The 22,045-nt window shown below is 35.3% G+C and carries 21 protein-coding genes; 8 read left to right on the forward strand and 13 right to left on the reverse strand.

The features are described from left to right. The gene (locus tag D0817_RS22485) at positions 1–963 is read left to right on the forward strand and encodes a YpdA family putative bacillithiol disulfide reductase (RefSeq protein WP_127340597.1); all 963 of its coding nucleotides are present in this window, start codon (positions 1–3) and stop codon (positions 961–963) included. A 76-nt stretch (positions 964–1,039) separates the two neighbouring features. On the opposite strand, the gene D0817_RS22490 is transcribed toward D0817_RS22485, so the two are convergent. Continuing rightward, complete coding sequence (locus tag D0817_RS22490; RefSeq protein WP_127340598.1) at positions 1,040–2,608, reverse strand: protein adenylyltransferase SelO; 1,569 nt, start codon at positions 2,606–2,608, stop codon at positions 1,040–1,042. 7 nt (positions 2,609–2,615) lie between these two features. Continuing rightward, a complete protein-coding gene (msrA, locus tag D0817_RS22495) occupies positions 2,616–3,146 on the reverse strand; it encodes a peptide-methionine (S)-S-oxide reductase MsrA (protein ID WP_127340599.1) in 531 nt (176 codons plus the stop codon). Positions 3,147–3,326: 180 nt separating this feature from the next. On the opposite strand from msrA, the gene D0817_RS22500 reads away from it, so the two are divergent. Next, the gene (locus D0817_RS22500) at positions 3,327–4,814 is read left to right on the forward strand and encodes an aminotransferase class V-fold PLP-dependent enzyme (protein ID WP_127340600.1); all 1,488 of its coding nucleotides are present in this window, start codon (positions 3,327–3,329) and stop codon (positions 4,812–4,814) included. 60 nt (positions 4,815–4,874) lie between these two features. On the opposite strand, the gene D0817_RS22505 is transcribed toward D0817_RS22500, so the two are convergent. Genes D0817_RS22505 through D0817_RS22525 form a run of 5 tightly spaced genes read right to left on the reverse strand, consistent with a single transcriptional unit; the run spans position 4,875 to position 7,757 of the window. Next, positions 4,875–5,345 (reverse strand): nuclear transport factor 2 family protein, encoded by a 471-nt coding sequence (locus D0817_RS22505; RefSeq protein ID WP_127340601.1) that lies wholly within the window; start codon positions 5,343–5,345, stop codon positions 4,875–4,877. A gap of 49 nt (positions 5,346–5,394) precedes the next feature. After that, on the reverse strand, positions 5,395–5,919 hold the full coding sequence (locus tag D0817_RS22510) for a hypothetical protein (RefSeq protein ID WP_127340602.1): 525 nt from the start codon (positions 5,917–5,919) through the stop codon (positions 5,395–5,397). 5 nt (positions 5,920–5,924) lie between these two features. Beyond that, entirely contained in the window at positions 5,925–6,398 is a 474-nt protein-coding gene (locus D0817_RS22515) for a hypothetical protein (RefSeq protein WP_127340603.1), read from the reverse strand. 6 nt (positions 6,399–6,404) lie between these two features. After that, positions 6,405–7,082, reverse strand: coding sequence for a peptidoglycan DD-metalloendopeptidase family protein (locus D0817_RS22520; RefSeq protein WP_127340604.1), 678 nt, complete (start codon positions 7,080–7,082; stop codon positions 6,405–6,407). 9 nt (positions 7,083–7,091) lie between these two features. After that, entirely contained in the window at positions 7,092–7,757 is a 666-nt protein-coding gene (locus tag D0817_RS22525; RefSeq protein WP_127340605.1) for a spermidine synthase, read from the reverse strand. 65 nt (positions 7,758–7,822) lie between these two features. On the opposite strand from D0817_RS22525, the gene D0817_RS22530 reads away from it, so the two are divergent. Next, positions 7,823–8,374: a 1-acyl-sn-glycerol-3-phosphate acyltransferase gene (locus D0817_RS22530; RefSeq protein ID WP_127340606.1), complete on the forward strand. Its 552-nt coding sequence runs from the start codon at positions 7,823–7,825 to the stop codon at positions 8,372–8,374. A gap of 82 nt (positions 8,375–8,456) precedes the next feature. Continuing rightward, positions 8,457–9,470: a hypothetical protein gene (locus D0817_RS22535; protein ID WP_127340607.1), complete on the forward strand. Its 1,014-nt coding sequence runs from the start codon at positions 8,457–8,459 to the stop codon at positions 9,468–9,470. A gap of 138 nt (positions 9,471–9,608) precedes the next feature. On the opposite strand, the gene D0817_RS22540 is transcribed toward D0817_RS22535, so the two are convergent. Continuing rightward, positions 9,609–10,085, reverse strand: a complete 477-nt coding sequence (locus tag D0817_RS22540; protein ID WP_127340608.1) for a helix-turn-helix transcriptional regulator — start codon at positions 10,083–10,085, stop codon at positions 9,609–9,611. Positions 10,086–10,397: 312 nt separating this feature from the next. Between D0817_RS22540 and D0817_RS22545 the strand changes: the two genes are divergently transcribed. The 4 genes from D0817_RS22545 (at position 10,398) to D0817_RS22560 (ending at position 15,344) form a co-directional block, all read left to right on the forward strand. Continuing rightward, entirely contained in the window at positions 10,398–11,552 is a 1,155-nt protein-coding gene (locus D0817_RS22545; RefSeq protein ID WP_127340609.1) for a M14 family metallopeptidase, read from the forward strand. 77 nt (positions 11,553–11,629) lie between these two features. After that, complete coding sequence (locus D0817_RS22550) at positions 11,630–12,109, forward strand: Lrp/AsnC family transcriptional regulator (protein WP_007805990.1); 480 nt, start codon at positions 11,630–11,632, stop codon at positions 12,107–12,109. Positions 12,110–12,199: 90 nt separating this feature from the next. Then, the gene (locus D0817_RS22555) at positions 12,200–14,785 is read left to right on the forward strand and encodes a phosphoenolpyruvate carboxylase (protein WP_127340610.1); all 2,586 of its coding nucleotides are present in this window, start codon (positions 12,200–12,202) and stop codon (positions 14,783–14,785) included. Positions 14,786–14,828: 43 nt separating this feature from the next. Beyond that, on the forward strand, positions 14,829–15,344 hold the full coding sequence (locus D0817_RS22560) for a DinB family protein (protein ID WP_127340611.1): 516 nt from the start codon (positions 14,829–14,831) through the stop codon (positions 15,342–15,344). 203 nt (positions 15,345–15,547) lie between these two features. Here the strand turns inward: D0817_RS22560 and recQ are convergent, their stop codons facing one another. From recQ to aroB, 5 genes are all read right to left on the reverse strand, one after another. Continuing rightward, complete coding sequence (gene recQ / locus D0817_RS22565; RefSeq protein WP_127340612.1) at positions 15,548–17,656, reverse strand: DNA helicase RecQ; 2,109 nt, start codon at positions 17,654–17,656, stop codon at positions 15,548–15,550. Positions 17,657–17,780: 124 nt separating this feature from the next. Further along, positions 17,781–18,179 carry a DNA primase gene (locus tag D0817_RS22570; protein ID WP_127340613.1) on the reverse strand — a complete coding sequence of 133 codons (399 nt, stop codon included), beginning with the start codon at positions 18,177–18,179 and terminating at the stop codon, positions 17,781–17,783. A gap of 9 nt (positions 18,180–18,188) precedes the next feature. Then, complete coding sequence (locus tag D0817_RS22575) at positions 18,189–19,157, reverse strand: deoxyhypusine synthase family protein (protein WP_127340614.1); 969 nt, start codon at positions 19,155–19,157, stop codon at positions 18,189–18,191. 105 nt (positions 19,158–19,262) lie between these two features. Continuing rightward, positions 19,263–20,666 carry a type III PLP-dependent enzyme domain-containing protein gene (locus tag D0817_RS22580; protein ID WP_127340615.1) on the reverse strand — a complete coding sequence of 468 codons (1,404 nt, stop codon included), beginning with the start codon at positions 20,664–20,666 and terminating at the stop codon, positions 19,263–19,265. Between the two features lie 297 nt (positions 20,667–20,963). Next, a complete protein-coding gene (aroB, locus tag D0817_RS22585) occupies positions 20,964–22,031 on the reverse strand; it encodes a 3-dehydroquinate synthase (RefSeq protein WP_127340616.1) in 1,068 nt (355 codons plus the stop codon). Positions 22,032–22,045: the final 14 nt, after the last annotated feature.

A 22,045-nucleotide genomic window follows, 5' to 3' on the forward strand; every position in this document is an offset into this window, starting at 1 on the left:
ATGACACAATATGATTTAATAATTGTGGGAGGCGGTCCTATTGGTCTGGCTTGTGCAATAGAAGCCCAAAAGAAAAACCTGAAATACCTGATTATAGAAAAAGGGGCAATTGTAAACAGTATTTTCAATTATCCTTTATACATGACTTTTTTTTCAACTGCCGAAAGGCTGGAGATCGGAGACATTCCGTTTAATTGCCTCGCACCAAAACCGGGCCGTCAGGAGGCTTTGGAATATTACAGAAATATACATCGTTATTTTAATTTTGCTATTCATTTATTTGAAAGAGTTGCTGAAGTGAAAAAACAGCAAGACGGTTTGTTTAAAATAAAGACCGATAAAAATTCATACGAAGCGAAAAACGTAATTATTGCAACCGGTTTTTATGATATTCCGATCGAAATGAATGTAAAAGGCGAGGAGCTAGGAAAAGTCCGCCACTATTATAAAGAAGCGCACGAATATGCTTTTAGAAATGTTTTGGTGGTTGGCGCTAATAATTCCTCTGTTGATGCTGCTCTGGAATGTTGGAGAAAAGGGGCTAATGTGACTATGGTGATTCGTAAAAACGAAATCAACAATCGCGTTAAATATTGGGCTAAACCCGATATTGAAAACCGGATAGCAGAAGGAAGTATTAAAGCGTACTTCGAATCGAATATCACTGAAATAAAGGATAATGAAGTTGAAATTGAAACTCCGGAAGGAAAAATTACGATAGAAAATGACTTTGTCCTGGCGCTGACAGGTTACAGACCCGATCTGTCATTTCTGGAGAATATGGGAATTCAATTGTCTGATGATGAACTGAAAACACCAACCTATCATCCGGAAACCATGGAAACTAATGTGCCGGGATTATTTCTTGCAGGAGTCATTTGTGGCGGAATGCACACGCACAAATGGTTTATTGAAAATTCCAGAATTCACGCAACTATGATAATAGATTATATTACTGCTTAATAAAAAATAGCCACAGATTAAAAGATTTTAGAGATTAATCCGTTAAATCTTTTAATCTGGTGGCAAAATAAAAATATTAAGAACTACAGGAAAGCATAGAACACCCTACTTTAGAACGGGCCCAATCGGGTCTTTTGGCAAACCATTTTTCCATTTCCGGCTGTTCGTCATAGGGTTTTTGAAGCAACGAGTACAATTCGCTCACCAAAGAAAAATCACCCTGATCTGCAGCATCAATACTTAATTGCGCCATATAATTTCTTAACACATACTTCGGATTTATTGCATTCATTTTAGCAACACGCTCTTCATCTGAAAGCTCTTCTGTTTCTAATCTTTTTAGGTATAAAGAAAACCATGTGATCCAGTTGTCCAACACATTGTTGGCAATTTCTTCGGGAATATAAAAAGCATCTTTAATTTTTTCCAGGGCATATTCAGCCGTATCCTCTTTTTTGATTCGGTTCAGGTTCCTGAAAAAAATTGTCATGTCGGTCTCTGATAATTGTAAATTTTCTTCCAAATCAGTAATTAATCCACTGTCAGTTTCAGTTGAAGTAAATATACCTAATTTACTTAGGAACATTTCTTTATAATCCGAATCAAATGTATTGATAAAAGATTCCAGAATGTCTTCTAAAGGTTTGGCCTCATTAAGTAGCGGATAAAGGGCATTGGCCAGCTGATACAAATTCCATTGTGCGACCTGAGGCTGATTTCCAAATCGATATCTTCTGTTTTGACTGTCAGTCGTATTTGGCGTCCAGTTTGGATCGTAGTTTTCCAACCAGCCGTACGGACCGTAGTCAATTGTAATTCCGTGAATCGACATATTATCGGTATTCATGACACCATGGACAAAACCGACTCTTTGCCAGTGCAAAATCATGTCGCGCGTCGTATCAGCCACTTTTTGGAAAAACTGCAAATATTGTTCTGTAGGCTCACCGTGAATTTCTGGGAAATACTGTTTGATGGTATATTCGACAAATTGTTTCAGGTTTTTCAGTTCATTTCGGGAAGTAATCATTTCAAAACTTCCAAAACGAATGAACGATGGCGCCACACGACAAACAATTGCACCTTTCTCGTAAGCAGGATTTCCATTATACAAAATGTCACGTAAAACTTCATCACCCGAAAGCATTAAAGAAAGCGATCGGGTAGTTGGCACACCTAAATAATACATGGCTTCGGCACATAAATATTCCCTGATCGAAGAACGTAAAACTGCCAGACCATCAGCAGTTCTGGAGTACGGCGTTTTTCCGGCGCCTTTTAACTGAAGGGTAAAAAACTGATTATTATGTTCGACTTCCGTTAAGTTTATGGCACGTCCGTCGCCCAATTGTCCTGCCCAATTCCCAAATTGGTGACCGGCATAACACATTGCATACGGACGTGTTCCGGGAAGGATTTCTCTACCGGAAAAGATATTTAGAAACGATTCCGACTGAATTTCATCCTTAGAAATCCCCACCAGCTCCGCTACAGATTCAGAGGCATGAATGAGTTTAGGATCAGCGGGTTTTGTTGGATTTACGTAAGAGAATAGGGCATTTGAAACCTGACGAATTTCATTGGTTTCGTTCGGGTCTGCTGGCAATTCAACCGTAAATCTATTGTTTATTTTTAAGTTTTTCATTGTGTTGTTAAGCTAATTTATCAGCGTACATTTTTTTTAATTTTTGTATTTTAGGATCAATCACGATTTCACAGTAAGGAGTGTCCTGATTGTTATTAAAATAGTTTTGATGGTCTTCTTCGGCATTATAAAAGACTTCAAAAGGTTTTAGTTCCGTTACAAGAGGATCTTCATATAAAGATGTAACTTCTTCAAATACCTGTTCTGCAATTTCTTTTTGAGTGTCATCATGATATAAAATAATCGAACGGTATTGTGTTCCTTTATCACCTCCCTGACGGTTTAAAGTCGTGGGATCGTGACTTGTCATAAAAATTAAAATCAGGTCATGATATGAAATTATGTCAGGATTAAAAGATACCTGAATCACTTCGGCATGCCCTGTTCTTCCGGTGCAAACTTCACGATAGGGCGGATTTTTGATGAAACCACCTGAAAATCCCGATTTTAAGGCCTCTATTCCCTTTAAATGCTGGACCACAGCTTCAATACACCAAAAACATCCTCCACCAAAAGTTGCAACTGATAAATTTACCATATTGTTGTCGTTTAAGTTCTGTTACCCTATTAATCTGGTAGAATATTATGATAATTTTTTATAAAAAAGACTATTTAATTAAAGATACCAAAAGGTAATCTAATGTTTGAAGTTTATAATTGATAAATTCTCAATTCTATAAAAAAGCAATATATTTGCAATCAAATACAGGCACACCCAATGAATAGCAAAAATAGTACCATCACTTTAGAAACCTATTTTCAGGAATTTAGAAAAAATATTGTGGGCGTAGAGCAGGAATTTACGTCTCCATACGGCAAAAAAAAGATCATTTATACCGACTGGACTGCCAGTGGAAGGCTGTATCGACCGATAGAAGAGAAACTTCTGAATGAATTTGGCCCTTTTGTTGCCAATACTCATACTGAAACTACTGTGTCAGGTACTGCCATGACAAAAGCATATCATCATGCCAGAAATATCATCAAGCGTCATACCAATGCCAGTCAGGACGATGTTCTGATTACCGACGGTACCGGAATGACGGGCGTAGTCAATAAATTTCAGCGTATTTTGGGTTTAAAAATACCGGAAAATCTAAAAGACTGCACGATTGTTCCTGCCGAAAAGAAACCGATTGTTTTTATTTCACATATGGAGCATCATTCGAATCAAACCTCCTGGCTGGAAACGATTGCAGATGTTGAAATTATTCCTTCCTGCGAAAAAGGACTTTTTTGCCTGGATAATCTGGAACAATTATTGAAAAAATATAGCGACAGGACCATAAAAATTGCCTCTATTACTTCATGCTCGAACGTTACGGGATTAAAAACTCCTTTTCATGAAGCGGCCAAACTGATGCACCAGCACAATGGCGTTTGTTTTGTAGATTTTGCCTGCTCAGGACCTTATGTAGAAATTGATATGCATCCGGCAGATCCGGAATCGTACTTAGATGCTATTTTCTTCTCTCCGCATAAATTTTTAGGAGGCCCCGGAACTTCAGGTGTTTTGATTTTCAATAAAAAATTATACCATAATATGATTCCCGACTGTCCGGGAGGAGGAACCGTAAGCTGGACAAATCCGTGGGGTGAACATAAATATGTTGATAATATTGAAGATCGTGAAGATGGCGGTACTCCAGGATTTCTTCAGGTTATAAAAACGGCTTTGGCCATTGAGCTGAAAGAAGAAATGGGAATTGAAAATATCCTGCAGCGTGAACATGAAATTGTTGATTTTGTTTTTAATGAACTGGACGCTGTAGCGAATATTAAAATTTTAGCAGGACAGCATAAGAACCGTCTGGGGGTTGTTTCTTTTTTTATAGATGATCTTCATTTTAATTTAGGTGTAAAATTACTGAATGACAAATTTGGAATTCAAACCCGCGGCGGATGCAGCTGTGCCGGAACTTACGGGCATTTTTTATTGCATGTAGATCAGGAAACATCAAATAAATTGGTCGATGAAATTACCATTGGTGATTTAATCAAAAAACCGGGATGGATCCGAATGTCTATTCACCCAACAACCACTGACGAAGAAATTGCTTTTGTCTGTAAAAGTATTAAAGAACTTGCCGGAAATCATAAAGAGTGGGCTTTGGATTATTCGTATAATAAAAACACAAACGAGTTTATTCATAAAAATGCCAATTCATTTGAAGACGAATTGGTAGCAGGCTGGTTTAACTCTTAAGATTCTAAATAAAAATAAACCCGACAGATTTGAAAACTGTCGGGTTTATTTTTATTTCAACTATTTTGATTCCTGAAATTTTTTGAGCGACAATAACGCCTGTTTCTGAATTTTCCCCTGAAAAAAACCGGTCCAGCCCAATAAGAGGCCGCTAAGGCCAAAAGCTTGTTTGGACCATTTCCACATATCAAAATGATCGGTATGTTTAATGATCAAACCATCCTGAAAAACAAATTCGGCATAAATACGGTTTACAACATTTCTGTTTGTTCTGCTGAAATTATAGGTGGCAACCCAGTTGGCAGAACCCGAAAATTCATCGGCCTTCACATTTGAAAATTCAATTTTTATATTCCCTTTGCTTCTTAAAAGCAACATTTCCCACATTTGAGAAACTTGTTCTTCCTTTAGCAAACCAAACGCAGGATCAATAAAATGTATTTTTGGATGATAGCATTCGCTCATGGTCTTATAGTCCCCATTTCCAAAAGCCGTATAGAACTTAGCAATTAAATTTTCGTTTGAATTCATTTTTTAATAATTAGATCCTAAATATAAGACATATTGTATTGAAAATTATTTACAAAACGCTAATTTCTTTTGCAGTATCATATGATTTTTTGGAAGTGTCGAATGCTGTGGAAAAATAGTCTGTCTTATTGACTGTCGTAAAATATCCGGTTTGATTTCCGAATGTATTGGAGCCTCCGACGATAATAAACCTAATACCTTTAATATCAGTCTTTTTCAATTTAACCATTTCTGCCGGCGTAAAATAATAATACGAAGTTGTTTTGCCATCAGCCGACTCTTTAACATTTTTATCTACACAAGCGATAACATCGCCATTGGCTAAATCTACATAAACACCACCTGAAATCCTTGATTTCTCACTGGCTGTCGCAATTGATAATTTTAAAATTCCGCCTTTTTCTGTTTTTGCCACCTGAACTTTTGTTTCTCCGGTGTATGCATATTTTTCGCAGATAAAAGTATACTCCTGTGTAGCGGGAAAAGGTTTTGAACCGTTTACTGTCATAGTTTCCTGAGCACTTGCCAGAGTCGAAATGAACAACAACACAAAAAGAGGGAATTTTAAAGTCATATTTTTTATTCTTTTAATTTAGTTTCGAAATTCTCTTCCCAGTCCATTGATTTTATGGCTGAAATTAAATTTTCTTCGTTCACAAAAACACGAAGCTCTTTGTTGGCTACCTTTTTGGTATAAGAGGCATGATAACGGTAAATTGTTTCCCGTTTGGTTTTGTAAACACCGTCTAATTTCAAATCAATAAAACTTCCGTAATACTGTCTGAACCGCTGGCATGTTTTTGTCAGGCGCTCCTCGGTGGTATTTTCCATAACCGATTGTGTCACTTCAGTTTCATTAAACGGTTTGAACTTAGAGGTATTACAGGTTTCCAGAACCCTCCTCCCTAAATCATACGCTTTTTTCTGCTGATTGGAATTAATTTCGGACGGTTCAATTTTTGTAATTTTCAGGTCCTCAGTATCTCTGCTGACTGTTTTTGATTTACATCCCACTAATAAGGACAAACATATAATCAATATTGCTTTCTTCATAACTATTTATGTTATTTTTAATAATAAGTTAGGGTCGGGACAATTTTCTATATAAAAATTCAGGTCATTTATATTGCAGACTCCCGGATAATCGCCATTGTAATTTTCAATACTATTGATAATCTGAAAATGCAAATGGGGGGCATAATCCCCGTTAACTGTTGAATTTCCGAAAGTCGCAAAACTTTCCCCTTTTTTGAAAATGTCACCAACCGTAAGGTTTTCTATACTTTCTAACGACAAATGTCCGTATAAAGTATAAAATTTTTCATTTTCCACTTCATGTTCCATAATGATAGTAGGGCCATAATCTCCCAAACCAATATTGTTTTTAAAACTATGGATTCTTCCATCAAGCGGTGCTATAATTTTTGTTTCTACTTTTCCCCATAAATCCAATCCAATGTGAATGTTGCGCTCCGGCCGTGATCCGTCTTTAAAAATGCTGCTTCTCTGATAAAGATTCCGCCCTTCGATATACCCGCCAAATGCAATTTCAGCATTATTTCTTTCTAAATAATTTGAAATAAAAACTTCAAATTCGGCAGCGCTTACAGGTTTGTTTTTAACTAATTCCTTGTTAGTGACCGATAAGTCTAATGGAATGTATTTTGAAAAATTAATACTGGAGTCAATTACTTTTGTAGCAGGCAAGGCTTTTAAAATGGAGACAAGAGTTTTCATAAGGGTAAATTAGGCTACTTTTTCAATGATTATTAATTCGTTATGATCTTCTATTCGGGGCAACATTTTTGACGTAAACAATTTAGGATTTATTTCTGAAATGTACTTCCTGTTTCTTACATTATGTGCTTCATCGAGAATCATGGTATTAAAAAGGATGAAACCCCGGTTTTTCAGAAGAGAACAGACCCGCTCGCTAAAAAACTTTTCAAATAGAAAATTAGGCATTTTTATGTCTTCAAAAACATCAATGATAATTAAATTGTATTGCTCTTTTGTTTTTAAGACAAATTCAAACGCATCGTCAATAATAATCTCCAGCTGTTTGATCTGGTCGAGATTAAAATACTGGTTCGCAATCTGAATGATATCCGGATCAATTTCAACACCTGTTATTTTACGTTTATATTCAATTTCATCGACCAGGGTTTTAATAACACTTCCACCGGCAACCCCAAGCAAAAGAATATGATCCATTTCCAGAATATTTTTATAGCCGATAGTTCTGAGCCCATACCTTAATATACGCTGCAGGCTTCCGTAAGAATAATTGGTGTTTTCAGAATCCAGTACTAATTCTCCATTGGCCCAGGTTACTTCAATGACCTTGCTTCTGGCTGATTTTTTTTTAAATATTTTTATAGGAATCAGATAGCTGAATATTTTTTGAATCATTTTGTCCTCGTTTTACCCAAAAATACCATTTAAATCTTTTATTTTGCCTGAAAAAATAAATTTTAATGAAGAAACAGTTGTATAAATTTATCTTTTTTAAGCTAATGGGCTGGAAGATAGTGGGGATTGAAAATGCGGAAGTAAAAAAATGTATCCTGATGGTAATGCCTCATACCAGCAATCATGATTTTTATTTGGGAATTTTCACGAGAGGAATTTCCGGATTAGAAATGAATTGGGTTGGAAAGAAAGAATTATTTAAGTTTCCGTTCGGCTATTATTTCAGAAGCGTGGGAGGTGAACCGTTAGACCGTTCGGGAGGATTGAATAAAGTAGATTCCATAGCGGCTATTTTTGAGCGCAAGGAAGTTTTCCGCTTAGCTGTTGCTCCGGAAGGAACGCGTACAAAAGTTGCTGAAATAAAAAGCGGTTTTTATTATATAGCACTTAAAGCGAATGTTCCCATAGTGCCTGTAGCTTTTGACTGGGGCAAAAAGGAAGTGAACTTCGGAAAACCTTTTTTTCCAACCGGAAATTATGAAGCCGATTTACAAATATTAAAAAAACATTACGACGGCATTGCAGGTAAAATTCCTGAAAGAGTTTATCACTTTTAACAAAACAATAATAATATTAACAAGATAAAAACCATAATTATAATTTTATCGTAAGTATAAGTAACTTTCTAAAATTATAATTATGAAAAATCTATTTATTACATCTGCATTTTTGGTTTTACTTTTTGCATCTTGCGATAGTAACGACTCTGATAACAACGATAGTACACAAGTACCTGAATTAACATTGGTTACTTCGAGTAATACTTCTGGGAAAATTACTTACACAGATTTATTGGCAACTGCACCAATGGTAAAATCTTTTAACATAGCATCACTGGATGCTGAAGGAATCTCATATGACAGTACAACAGATGCTGTTATAGTAGCTTCACGAACAAATAATAAATTAGAAACCTATAGCGGAATCAAAAGTGCTGCGAAAGCAGGTACAGAGAATTTGACGGTTTCCCTGAGTAGTTTGACCGGTGAATTTACCAACGCCCGCGAAACTGCTGTTTCAGGAGACATAGTTGTAGTGGCTCAGGATCAGCTTGCTTCCAACGGAATGCTAAATAAGTTCTTTGTTTATAAAAAAACTGCTGCAAATTTTTCTTTGTTGAAAACATTTACCACAGATTTTAAATTGTGGGGCATTCACATTAATGGAAATGATTTATATGCTGTTGCTGATTTAACAGGGGATTTGGTTTACTTTAAAGATTATATGAGTAATGCTTCGGGAGCAATTACCGCAACCAAAAGAGTTTCAATTGCAGGTTTAACACGTTCGCATGGTATAACTTATTCAGCATCAGATGATGTAATGATTTTAACAGACGTAGCAAGCGCAGCATCAGGAACAGACGGGGGATTGATTGTAATAAAAAACTTTTCAACTGTTTTTAGTGCTACAATGTCCGGCGGAACAATTGCTTTAATGAATCAGATTAGAGTTTATGGACCCAATTCAACACTGGGGAATCCTGTAGATGTTGCTTATGATTCTGTTACCAAAAAGATTTATGTAGCCGAGAGACTTAATGCAGGCGGACAAGTGTTGACTTTTAACAATCCGACAATGACGGGTGATTTTGCTCCGGTAAATGTAAGGGCTGAAGCAGGAGTAACTTCGATATTTATAGTGAGAAAATAACTATTCTTTATTTTATAACTGGAACGGCCTAAATTCAAATCTGGATTCAGGCCGTTTTTTATTGTATTATCAAATCCCATAAGAATCCCTTAGATGAAAATTATTTTATTTTTTTTTCAAATATCCGTTATTTTCAAATTACGGTATATATATCTTAAATGTTCCGTTTTTATAGAAAAATACAATTTTTTCAATTTCATCTTCATTTGAGACAACATTTGAACTTTTTGTTTCGAATAGATTTCTTTTTTCTTCCTTTATATCTTCGACAGTATCAATTTGTGAAAATAGATCCGCTGAGTTAAAATTGTCACTTAATGAAATAGGAGGGCTTACTTTTTCATTTTCACCAATAACTGCCGATGCATCATTTTTCGGTTCATCTTCTTTTTTAGGGAAACTTCCTTTACCGTTTAAGATCCAATATAAGTCTACGTCCGGAAAAACATCCAGAATTTTTAATACGAAATCAAGACTCGGTTTGTTTCTTCCGGAGAGGAGATGAGACATGCTGGAACGTTGCACACCAATCTTATCTGCGAACGCAGAGGCATTTAATCCATAATAATCGAGGATAACTTCCAGTCTTTTTACAAAATCATCGATGTTTACCATTGTAAATTATTATAATTAATTAGTGTGTTTACAAATGTAATTAAAAGAAACCGTATAACCTATTTTACACTTGTAAATTAGCACTTTAAATTAAATAATGGCACGTTTTTACTATAAGTAGAGTATCTTAACTTATTGATATACATGACTATACTATATTTCATTAACACGATTAACAATTGTCAATACTACGACTGTAAAACAACAGATTAAAGACTCATTTACTGTTTACAAATCTAAATTCTGATTCTTTTTACTTGTTTACAAATGTAAAAATAAAGATGTTTACTTTTGTAAACTAATCGAAATACAATGAATTTAGAAGAATTATTTAACCAATACAAAGAACAATCCATAGAAGGACGTTACCTGACTTTAGATCACATTCAGCCTCTATTAGACAAATTAAATACCAATAATCAGGTTCAGCTTATAGGGAAATCGGTTTTAGACAAACCTATATATAGTTACGAGATTGGTACAGGAGCAACACGTATTTATTTATGGTCTCAAATGCATGGAAATGAAAGTACCACCACAAAAGCACTTTTTGACTTTATCAATGTGTTAAACAGCGGATCTGAATTTGGGAATGCAATGCTTAAGAACTTTACTTTTTATTGTATTCCGATATTAAATCCTGACGGGGCAGCGCTTTATACGCGTGAAAATGCCAATAAGATAGACCTGAACCGTGATTCTCAGAATCTTACCCAGCCGGAAAGTAATGTACTAAGGAATGTTTTTGAATCATTTAAACCGCATTACTGTTTTAACCTTCACGATCAGCGTACTATTTTTGGTGCTGGAGACACCGGAAAACCTGCTACCGTTTCATTTTTAGCTCCTTCTTATAATGAAGAAAGGGACGTAAACGATAACCGATTAAAAGCGATTAACTTAATTGCAGGTATAAATGATGTGCTGCAGGAATATATTCCCGGACAGGTGGGGCGTTTTGATGATTCGTTTAATATCAATTGTATAGGGGATACGTTTCAGTTTTTAGGCGTTCCGACAATTTTATTTGAGGCAGGCCACTACACAAACGACTACAGCCGTGAAATTACCAGAAAGTTCATCTTTTTCTCACTTATTTCGTCTTTCAAAATACTTTCCGAAAACGATTTAGTTGATAACAGATTTTATGATTATTTGAATATTTCACAAAATAAAGTCGTTTTTTATGATTTTATGTATAAAAATATCAAAATAAATTATGATGGTATCGAAATTATTACGAATTTTGTCGCACAATACAGAGAAGAATTGATTGAAAATAAGATTCACTTCAATGCCTACATAGTTGAAGTAGGTGAGCTGGAAAATTATTTTGGACATTACGAATATGACGCTAAAGGAGCGAGTTATTCAGATGACTTGGGTAGTTTTCCGAATTTGAATCAAAAAGCAGATTTTTATTTAAATAAAAATATTAAATTTGTTAACGGATTGATAAAAAGTTAATTTTTATGTGAATTTGTTATTTTTTATATATATTTTTATACTTTGTTATAGCAATTAGTAATATTAATTAAAGAATTATGAGTAAATTTCGTTTAGATGAAGTAGATCACCAGATTTTAGATATGTTAATAGACAATACGAGAGTTCCGTTTACTGACATTGCAAAAAAGCTATTGATATCTGCTGGAACAGTACATGTTAGAGTAAAAAAAATGGAAGACGCAGGGATAATAATGGGATCTTCACTAGCCTTAGATTACGATAAATTAGGGTATTCATTTATTGCTTACGTGGGAGTATTTTTGAATAATACATCTCAGACTAAATTTGTATTAGAGCGAATCAATCAAATACCGTTCGTAACAGTTGCATCTGTTACTACAGGAAAATTTAATATTTTTTGCAAAATCAGAGCAAAAGATACTAAGCATGCAAAAGAGGTAATCTTCATGATCGATGATATCGAGGGAGTTTACAGAACTGAAACTATGATTTCACTAGAAGAAAGTATAAACGATAAGAAGCGTTTGATGCATACTATTTTTAAAAATATGTAATATTTTCTTGAATGCTATATTAAAATATAACCTCAAGTTTATTCTTGGGGTTTTTTTATGACCAATTAACCAACCAACTATAACACGATTATGTATACGTTACCCAAAATTGAGCGTTTTAATCAAGATGTTCTCTCAAAATACCACATTTACAACAGTGTTTTTATAACATTACCTTTTGATTCTATAGATAATACAGGAGCACTGCTTCCTTTATTTACAGAAACATGCGAGACAGGATTCAAAAAACAGGAAACACCTAAAGAAATTTTTGATTTCTTTTCTGAACGATATTTAAACAACGCTTCCGAAACGGAAAAAATCGATTTGATGTTCCGATTTATTCAGTACACAGAACGTCAGATTGTATTATTTGATGCTATTGAAGACGCTGCATTTCCGGAAGTGAATAACATGGAAGGCCGTGGATCTTTGCGTGATATTAAAGAAAAATCAGATGCCAAGGAAAAAGACGATGAATTGATCGAATTCCTGGAAAACTTTAATGTACGAACTGTATTAACAGCGCACCCGACCCAATTTTATCCCGGGCCTGTTTTAGGAATTATCAACGATTTGACTGATGCAATCCGTTTAAATGATTTGTTAAAAATTAAGGAACTATTAGCCCAGTTGGGAAAAACTCCTTTTATCCAAAATGAAAAACCAAATCCTTATGATGAAGCGGTTTCGCTGATCTGGTATCTGGAGAATGTGTTTTATGCGACTTCGGGAGAGATCGTTCATTATTTACAAAAGAATATACTACAGGGAAAAGCTATTCAGAATAAATTAATAAAACTTGGTTTCTGGCCGGGAGGAGATCGTGATGGAAATCCTTTCGTTACCACCGAAATAACTTTGAAAGTGGCAGAACGTTTGCGTACCTCCATTTTGAAATGTTATTATGTTGAAATGAGAAATCTAAAACGTAAGCTAACATTCTCAGGAGTAGATACATTGGTGTCTGAACTTGAACAAAAACTTTATCGTTCTGTTTTTTATTCGAAAGGTGAGATTTACATTACTTTAGAAGAATTATTAACACAGCTGAACCTTATTCGTGATATTATTATTGAAAAACACCAGTCTCTTTATTTAGATGAACTGGAAGCCTTTTTAGTAAAAATAAATCTTTTTGGTTTTCACTTTGCAACTTTAGACATTCGTCAAAACAGCAAAATTCATGATGTGGTTTTTAAGGATGTTGTGAATTATTACCTGAATTCCGGTTCTCAAATATTTCCGGCAAATTATTTTGAATTATCTGAAGATGAAAAATTAATTGTTTTATCTAAAGTAAAAGGCGACTTAAATCCTGCAGACTTTGAGGATGAAATTACAAGATTAACCCTGGAATCTGTTCAGGCAATCAAAAGCATACAGAAAGCAAATGGGGAATATGGTGCAAACCGTTATATTATAAGCAATAACGAAAGCGCACTGAACGTTATGGAGACTTTTGCAATGATTCGACTGAATAATTGGGAAAATCCGACGGTTGATGTTATACCGCTTTTCGAATCGGTTGATGATTTACAAAGCGCACACCATATTATGGAGCAGTTGTACACTAATCCTGAATATTCAAAACACCTAAAAGCAAGAGGAAATAAACAAACGATCATGTTAGGTTTCTCTGACGGGACTAAAGATGGCGGATATTTAATGGCCAACTGGAGTATTTATCAGGCTAAAATTGCGCTTACCGAGATTTCAAGAAAATATGGTATAAAAGCTATTTTCTTTGATGGTCGTGGCGGCCCTCCTGCACGTGGTGGCGGAAAAACACATAAATTTTACGCTTCTCTGGGGCCAAAAATAGAAAATAACGAAATTCAGATTACAGTTCAGGGGCAAACTATCAGTTCCAATTTCGGAACTTTGGATTCCTGCCGCTATAATATTGAAAATTTACTGACTGCGGGTGTGACGAACCAGGTATTCAGCAAAGAAAAAAATGAATTAAGTGCCGATGAGACTGCGATTTTGACACAGTTAGCCGGTTTGGGATATGATAAATATTTAAGTTTCAAAAATCACCCGAAATTCATTCCGTATCTGGAAAAAATGAGTACGCTGAAATATTATTCCAAAACAAATATCGGAAGCCGTCCGTCTAAAAGAAGTAAATCAGAGTCATTGGATTTTGCTGACCTGAGAGCGATTCCTTTTGTTGGATCGTGGAGTCAGCTGAAACAAAATGTCCCTGGATTTTTTGGAGTGGGAACTGCTTTAAAATATTTTGAGGAAACGAATCAATGGGATAAAATCCATGATTTGTACCACAATTCGCTATTTTTTAAAACGTTGCTTGAAAACAGTATGATGTCACTGGCAAAGTCATTTTTACCACTGACAGCCTATATGCGAAAAGATCCTGAATTTGGAGAATTCTGGCAGATTATTTACGATGAATTCCAGGAAACAAAACGTTTATTACTGAAAATTGCAGGACATAAAACACTGATGGAAAATTATCCTGATGGTATAGCTTCTATTCAGGTAAGAGAGCGTATTGTCCTGCCATTGTTAACGATACAACAATATGCTTTGTTGCGTATTAATGAATTAAACAAAGAAAATGAACTGAATGAAGAGTTGATCAAAGTATATGAAAAAATCGTAACCAGATCACTTTTCGGAAATACCAATGCCAGCAGAAACTCTGCATAATTTGGTTTAAAAAGTAATTACAGAATAGTATAAATTATAAAAAATGAATTCAGATCAATTATTAGAAACAGAATATTCCGGTCCCTTCGCTAATTATGTTCGTGAAGCCGGGCAGGTTAATTTAATTGAAGAGTTAGAAATTTCCCTTCATGATTTTATAAGGTTTGTACAAAATATTCCATTGGATAAATTTGATTACCGCTATGCCGAAGGAAAGTGGACGATTAAAGATATCATTCAGCATCTGATTGATTGCGAGCGTATTTTTGGGTACCGTGCTTTGCGTTTTTCCAGAAATGACAAAACAGCATTGCCCGGATTTGAGGAAAATGATTATGTAACAAATACAGATGCAAACAGACGAGGTATTCAGGATTTATTAACCGAACTTTCTGCCGTAAGACATTCAACTTTATTATTTTACAAAAGCTTATCTGAGGAACAGCTTAAAAGAGTGGGTACCGCTTCAACGTACCAGATGTCAGCGGGTGCTTTAGGATTTGTTATCATTGGTCACCAAAAACACCATCAGAAAGTTTTTGAAGAAAGATACTTGTAACTTTTCTTTTTTTCTGATCATAAAAAAATCCCGTGAATTGAATTCACGGGATTTTTTGTTTGCATAAGTGTGTCATTTCGACCGAAGGGAGAAATCGCATCAAGAGCGTAACATCCTGTGCGGATTTAACTCATGTGATTTACTTCGTCTGTTCGCTATCGCTCGAGTCTCCCTTCGGTCGAAATGACAAAAAAATCTTTTAACTACTTATTCCGCTCCACAACTGCAAGTCCAAACCTAATCTTATCATACGGCATTTTTTCTTCAAAATAATCATAGTAAGGTTTTAAGGCTGTTGGGTATTCTAATTCTACCTGCGCTTTATGGAGTAATTTAACTTCTTCATCAGTCACAAAAGAAGTTAAATCAATATCATTTCCATCAACATATAATTTGGCCAAATGTGAAATAATAGTAGTACGGCCTAAATTTCGCTGTGCGGCAATTTCTTCAACAGTAGCACCATTTTGAAATAATTCTAAAGTTGCTTTATAGGTATTGCTCTCTTTTTTGGGTTTCGCATTTGCTTTTTTTACCTTTTCATAATAAATAATGGCATCTATAAATTCGGAGCCGTATTTTTCGAGTTTTGCTTTTCCGACACCATCAATCGCAAGGAATTCCTCGTCGGTCATGGGTTTTAAAGTTTCCATTTGTCTTAGAGCAGCATCACTAAAAATTACGTAAGCAGGAACATCTTCATCACTGGCAATTTCATAGCGTAGTTTTCGCAGTATTTCAAAAAGGGAATTTTTAGCCGTTTTAGCTTTTGTTTCTTTGATTTCGTTTTTATCAATTACTTTTTTAACGACGGTATTCAATTTTACTTTTTCACCTTCAAATAAAACTTTTCTGGCGAAAGGAGTAAGCAGGATTTTATTATGCTGATGAAAGGCAATTTCACAATAGCCCAGATTGATCAGCTGAATAAGGTACTGATTCCAGTCGTACCAGGAGATATCATCGCCAATTCCGTAGGTTTTTAGCGTTTGATAATTTTTTTCGTAGATATACGCGTTTTTCGAGCCTCTTAAAAAATCTACAATTACAGCGAGAGGTTCCGATTCCTGTAAACGGCTAATGGCCGACAATGCTTTTTGCGCGAGAATCGTGCCATCGAAAAAAGTTGGCGGATTTTTGCAAATATCGCAGTTACCGCAATTCTCTTTCACCAGTTCACCAAAGTAGGAAAGCAGAATTTTTCGCCTGCAGCTTAAGGCATCGGCATATTGCTTCATTCTTTCCAGCTTTGCCAGTTGCACATCAGCATTAAGTCCTTCCGAAGCAAATTTCTGAAGCTGAATGACATCTGCGTAACTTTCAAACAAAATTGTTTCCGCCGGTAATCCGTCACGGCCAGCACGGCCAATCTCCTGATAGTATCCTTCAATATTTTTGGGTAAATTGTAATGAATCACCCATCGAACATTCGATTTGTCAATTCCCATTCCGAAAGCAATTGTGGCGCAAACGACCTGACAATCATCATTGATGAATTCGTCCTGTGTTTTAGAACGTATTTTATTATCTAATCCGGCATGATAGGCTTTAGCTGCAATTCCGTTTTTTTTCAGTTTATCAGCCAGCTCCTCAGTGGTTTTTCTGCTCAGGCAATAGATAATCCCGGATTCGTTGGGTTTTCCGTCTACAAAATCAATGATCTGTTTGACACGATCTAAAGCCGGACGAACTTCCAGACTTAGGTTTTTCCTGTCAAAAGATGCTACAAAGGTTTTCGGGTTTCTTAATTTTAATTGTTTGGTAATATCGGTACGCGTTGCTTTATCGGCTGTGGCTGTAAGTGCCAGCACTGGAGTAGAAGGGAAGCGGCTTTTTAAATACCCCAAATTGGTATATGCCGGACGGAAATCGTGTCCCCAGGACGAAATACAATGCGCCTCATCTATGGCGATCAGACTGATTGTCAGTTCGCTAAAAACAACATCCAGATACGATAAACTTTCCGGTGCGATATAAACCAGTTTAAAAGTATTGGATTTTAAATTATCTATAAAGTACTGCTGTTCTTCCGCAGATTGGCTGCTGTTAATGTAGCAAGCCTGAATACCGTTGGTCTTTAGGCTGTCCACCTGATCTTTCATTAAAGCAATCAAAGGCGAAATAACAATTGTAATTCCCGGCAAAACCAAAGCCGGTAACTGAAAACAGATTGATTTTCCTCCTCCGGTTGGCATGATTGCCAAAGTATCCTGACCGGAGAGTATCGTATTGATGATGGTCTCCTGATTGGGTCTGAATTTTTCAAACCCAAAATTTTCTTTTAATTTGGCATGTAATATTTCTGAATTCATCTGGCTGATATTTTCTTAACAGGAACAAATATAGTATTTTTCCTATAATTAAATTAATTTATCGGAACGAATAAAAAAAGGAACCCGATTAAGAGTTCCTTTTGTTTATTTAGAAAGTGATAAATTAATCTTCATCATCATCTTCGTCATCATCGTCAGCAATATCATCTTTGTCTTTATCGTCGTCGTCATCGTCAACATCCGGTTTGTCCAGCGTATCGTCATCATCATCATCGTCAATATCATCATCAAGATCAAGACCTTTCACTGGCTCGATTACATCAACATCTACGTCAATATCATCATCTTCATCGTAATTTTCAATTCTATCAGCCAGTTTAGTACTAATTTTTACTAAATAAATAGTGTCTTCAGTACGAACTTCAACAGCTTCGATCAATTCGTTTTTAGCATTTCTAAAACGGATAACATCCGAATCATCATAACCATCAGGAAATTTTTCAACCAAAAGGTTTAAAATTTCGTTGGTAAGTTTAGCGTAGTCTACTATAACTCTTTTCATAAAATTATCCTATAAATCTAATAAATATGCAAAAATTAACGGAGCAACAATTGTCGCATCCGACTCAATAATAAATTTAGGGGTTTTGATATCTAATTTACCCCAGGTGATTTTCTCATTCGGAACTGCTCCTGAATAAGAACCGTAACTGGTTGTTGAATCTGAAATCTGGCAGAAATAACTCCAAAACGGAATATCATGCATTTCCATATCCTGATACAACATTGGTACCACGCAAATAGGAAAATCTCCTGCAATACCACCACCAATCTGGAAAAATCCAATTCCGTTAGTGCTGTTTTTTGGATACCAGTCTGCTAGGAATACCATATATTCAATTCCTGATTTCATCGTAGAAGCTTTCAGGTCACCTTTGATCACGTATGAAGCAAAAATATTCCCCATAGTACTATCTTCCCAACCCGGAACAATAATAGGTAAATTTTTCTCAGCTGCCGCATACATCCAGCTATCTTTTAAATCTATTTCATAATATTCTTCCAAAACACCTGATAACAACATTTTATACATGAATTCATGCGGGAAATAACGTTCTCCCTTGTCATCAGCATCTTTCCAGATTTTGTAAATGTGTTTTTGTAAACGACGAAATGCTTCATGCTCAGGAATACAAGTGTCAGTAACACGGTTTAATCCTCTTTCAAGCAAAGCCCATTCATCTTCCGGTGTTAAGTCACGGTAGTTAGGAACTCTTTCGTAATGAGAGTGAGCTACTAAATTCATGATGTCTTCTTCCAGATTGGCTCCGGTACATGAAATAATCTGTACTTTATCCTGTCTGATTATTTCGGCAAAAATTTTACCAATTTCTGCTGTACTCATAGCGCCAGCCATACTCACCATCATTTTAGCTCCATTTGCCAATTGTTGTTCGTATGCTTTTGCAGCATCTACTAAAGAAGCGGAATTAAAGTGTAAATAATGTTTTTCAATAAACTGACTGATTGGTCCTTTCATTTTTTTTTGTTTTTTTGTTTTTTTTTGAATTAAAAGTGTAACCTTTTGGATGACACTGCAAATTAATAATTTTATGGTTATTAACTTTTATTTAGCAGTTTTTTTTTATACTTTTTTGGTATAGCCTAAAATCTTTAATACATCGTCAGAAGTCTGCTGTTCTGAGAAAACTTCAGTAGCTAAAATTCCGTTTTCGTCACGATCGATAAGGATATGCTTAGGCTGGGGAATCAGACAGTGGTGTAAACCTCCGTAACCTCCAATAGTTTCCTGATACGCACCAGTATTAAAGAAACCAATATACAGCGGTTTTTCCTTGTTGTATTTAGGCAGGTAAATGGCGTTCATATTCTGTTCGGAATTGTAATAATCATCACTATCACAGGTCAGTCCGCCCAGCAAAACCCGCTCATAGGTATCATTCCAGCGGTTTACCGCCAGCATGATAAAACGTTTGTTTATCGCCCAGGTATCCGGAAGAGTAGTAATGAAAGAAGAATCGATCATATTCCATTTCTCTCTGTCATTTTGTTGTTTCTGATACAAAATCTGGTAGATGGCGCCACCGCTTTCACCTACTGTAAAGGATCCAAATTCCGTAAAGATATTCGGAACATCCACTTCGGCTTCATCACAGGCAATTTTAATCTGATTGATAATTTCATCAATCATGTACTGGTAATCGTATTCAAAAGCCAGTGAATTTTTAATCGGGAAACCACCTCCAATGTTCAGTCCGTCAAGAGTAGGGCATTCCTTTTTAAGCGCGATGTATACTTTGATACATTTTACCAGTTCATTCCAGTAATAGGCCGTATCGTTTATTCCGGTATTAATGAAAAAGTGAAGCATTTTCAGCTCTAATTTGTCATTTTCCTGGATTTGTTTTTTGTAAAAGGAAACGATGTTTTTGTATCCGATACCTAATCTTGACGTATAAAACTCAAATTTAGGCTCTTCCTCAGCAGCAATACGGATCCCGATTTTGAATTTTCCTTTAATTTCTGCCTGAAGCAAATCAAGTTCTTCATAGTTATCAATAATCGGAATAGTATTTTTATGTCCGTTATTGATTAATCTTGCAATATTGCTGATGTATTCGTCCCTTTTGAAACCATTACAGATTACATAAGTACTTTTGTTGATCTTACCGTTTTCCAATAAATTCTCAACGATATTAATATCAAATGCAGAGGAAGTTTCAACATGAATGTTATTCTTGAAAGCCTCATTCATGATATACTCAAAATGAGAGCTTTTTGTACAATAACAATAGTAATATTTTGCCTCGTATTTGTTTTTTTCCATCGATTTTCTGAACCAGGCCTTTGCCTTGTTGATGTTTTCAGAAATTTGAGGCAGATAAGTAAATTTTAACGGAGTACCGTACTGTTCCACCAATTTCATCAAATCGATATTGTGAAATTGCAGGTTGTCTTTATTTAATTTAAATTCTTCTTGTGGAAAGTAGTATGTCTGATTTATTAAGTCCGAATATTTTGTATTCATTTATTTTTCAATATTTAAGATTGTATTATTAATTTAGGAAAACGGTGCTAAATCTTAAATTCAAACCCTAATATTGGCAAATATAATCTGCAGTTTTTCGTGTTCTGCTTTTGAGCATTGGAAAACATCAAAACAAAACGGACTTTTACTATTATAAAAACGATTCAACATCCTTAGCAAGGAACTATTGAGCCGGTTTCTATAAGAACTAAAATGTCTTTGTTTACTGTTTGTTTTCATCGTGGCAAATGTAAAAAATAAAATATACCAAAAGCAATGGTTTTGATTAAAAAAAGTTTAAGATTTATAATCTTCAAACGCGTCCAGAATTAATTTATTTTCAACGGATTGATTAATTTTTATTTTTCCGATTCCTTCAATCAATGCAAATTGAATTAATCCGTACTCATTTTTTTTGTCGTGAATCAGCAATTCGAGGATCGGTTCGATGTCATTTTCTTCAATAGTCACATTGTCATAAATGCTTTGAATTGCGATTTTAATTTCTGCATATTCTGCTGCAGTAATTAAGTTTTTATGGAGTGAAATATAACTTTCCAGGATCATCCCGATTGCAATGGCCTCACCGTGTAACAAAGTCTGTTTCGTTTCGCTTTCCAAAAAGTAACTTTCGATAGCGTGCCCTAAGGTATGACCGAAATTCAGCGCCTTACGGATGTTTTTTTCTGTTGGATCCTGAATAACAATTTCATTTTTAATTTCAACAGAACGATAAATAAGTTCGTCAAAATCAGCATAATCAATTGATTTTAAGTCTAAAAACTGTTGCCAGTAGGCTGCATCATAAATCAGTCCGTGTTTTAGCATTTCCGCCAGTCCTGAACGCATTTCGCTTTGTGATAAGGTTTCAAGGTATTGTGTATCAATTAATACCATCTGAGGTACATTAATGACCCCAATCTGATTTTTCAGGTTCCCTAAGTCTACTCCGGTTTTTCCTCCAACAGAAGCATCGACCATAGACAATAGGGTAGTTGGGATATTGATAAAATCTACGCCGCGTTTGAAAGTCGAGGCTACAAATCCGCCTAAATCAGTCACCACACCGCCACCAAGGTTAATAACAAGCGATTTTCTGTCGGCACCAAGCTCTGTTAAAACCTTCCAGATTTCGATACAGGTTTCGATATTTTTATTGATTTCACCGGATTCAAATTCGATTATTTCGATGGTTAAATCAGTTTCAAGTAAGGGCAAAAATTTAGGTAAACAATGCTCATTTGTTTCATTATCAACTATAATAAACAAATTAGAGTATTTATTTTCTTTTAAATGTGTATTTAAAGCTTCGTATGCATTTTGGTTGAAATGCACCAGATAATTATTGGCCTGAATGGATTGCATATTTTTTTGGTTAA

Source organism: Flavobacterium cupreum, from assembly GCF_003996965.1.
Lineage (GTDB): Bacteria > Bacteroidota > Bacteroidia > Flavobacteriales > Flavobacteriaceae > Flavobacterium > Flavobacterium cupreum.

Bases quoted from the DNA above. Each gene is read 5' to 3' on its own strand.
- D0817_RS22560 (WP_127340611.1), top strand. From the start codon at position 14,829: ATGAATTCAGATCAATTATTAGAAACAGAATATTCCGGTCCCTTCGCT.
- D0817_RS22515 (WP_127340603.1), bottom strand. From the start codon at position 6,398: ATGAAGAAAGCAATATTGATTATATGTTTGTCCTTATTAGTGGGATGT.
- D0817_RS22520 (WP_127340604.1), bottom strand. From the start codon at position 7,082: ATGAAAACTCTTGTCTCCATTTTAAAAGCCTTGCCTGCTACAAAAGTA.
- D0817_RS22580 (WP_127340615.1), bottom strand. From the start codon at position 20,666: ATGAATACAAAATATTCGGACTTAATAAATCAGACATACTACTTTCCA.
- D0817_RS22540 (WP_127340608.1), bottom strand. From the start codon at position 10,085: ATGGTAAACATCGATGATTTTGTAAAAAGACTGGAAGTTATCCTCGAT.
- D0817_RS22545 (WP_127340609.1), top strand. From the start codon at position 10,398: ATGAATTTAGAAGAATTATTTAACCAATACAAAGAACAATCCATAGAA.
- D0817_RS22505 (WP_127340601.1), bottom strand. From the start codon at position 5,345: ATGAATTCAAACGAAAATTTAATTGCTAAGTTCTATACGGCTTTTGGA.
- msrA (WP_127340599.1), bottom strand. From the start codon at position 3,146: ATGGTAAATTTATCAGTTGCAACTTTTGGTGGAGGATGTTTTTGGTGT.
- D0817_RS22555 (WP_127340610.1), top strand. From the start codon at position 12,200: ATGTATACGTTACCCAAAATTGAGCGTTTTAATCAAGATGTTCTCTCA.
- D0817_RS22530 (WP_127340606.1), top strand. From the start codon at position 7,823: ATGAAGAAACAGTTGTATAAATTTATCTTTTTTAAGCTAATGGGCTGG.
- D0817_RS22575 (WP_127340614.1), bottom strand. From the start codon at position 19,157: ATGAAAGGACCAATCAGTCAGTTTATTGAAAAACATTATTTACACTTT.
- D0817_RS22525 (WP_127340605.1), bottom strand. From the start codon at position 7,757: ATGATTCAAAAAATATTCAGCTATCTGATTCCTATAAAAATATTTAAA.
- D0817_RS22550 (WP_007805990.1), top strand. From the start codon at position 11,630: ATGAGTAAATTTCGTTTAGATGAAGTAGATCACCAGATTTTAGATATG.
- D0817_RS22570 (WP_127340613.1), bottom strand. From the start codon at position 18,179: ATGAAAAGAGTTATAGTAGACTACGCTAAACTTACCAACGAAATTTTA.
- D0817_RS22500 (WP_127340600.1), top strand. From the start codon at position 3,327: ATGAATAGCAAAAATAGTACCATCACTTTAGAAACCTATTTTCAGGAA.
- D0817_RS22490 (WP_127340598.1), bottom strand. From the start codon at position 2,608: ATGAAAAACTTAAAAATAAACAATAGATTTACGGTTGAATTGCCAGCA.
- D0817_RS22535 (WP_127340607.1), top strand. From the start codon at position 8,457: ATGAAAAATCTATTTATTACATCTGCATTTTTGGTTTTACTTTTTGCA.
- recQ (WP_127340612.1), bottom strand. From the start codon at position 17,656: ATGAATTCAGAAATATTACATGCCAAATTAAAAGAAAATTTTGGGTTT.
- D0817_RS22485 (WP_127340597.1), top strand. From the start codon at position 1: ATGACACAATATGATTTAATAATTGTGGGAGGCGGTCCTATTGGTCTG.
- aroB (WP_127340616.1), bottom strand. From the start codon at position 22,031: ATGCAATCCATTCAGGCCAATAATTATCTGGTGCATTTCAACCAAAAT.
- D0817_RS22510 (WP_127340602.1), bottom strand. From the start codon at position 5,919: ATGACTTTAAAATTCCCTCTTTTTGTGTTGTTGTTCATTTCGACTCTG.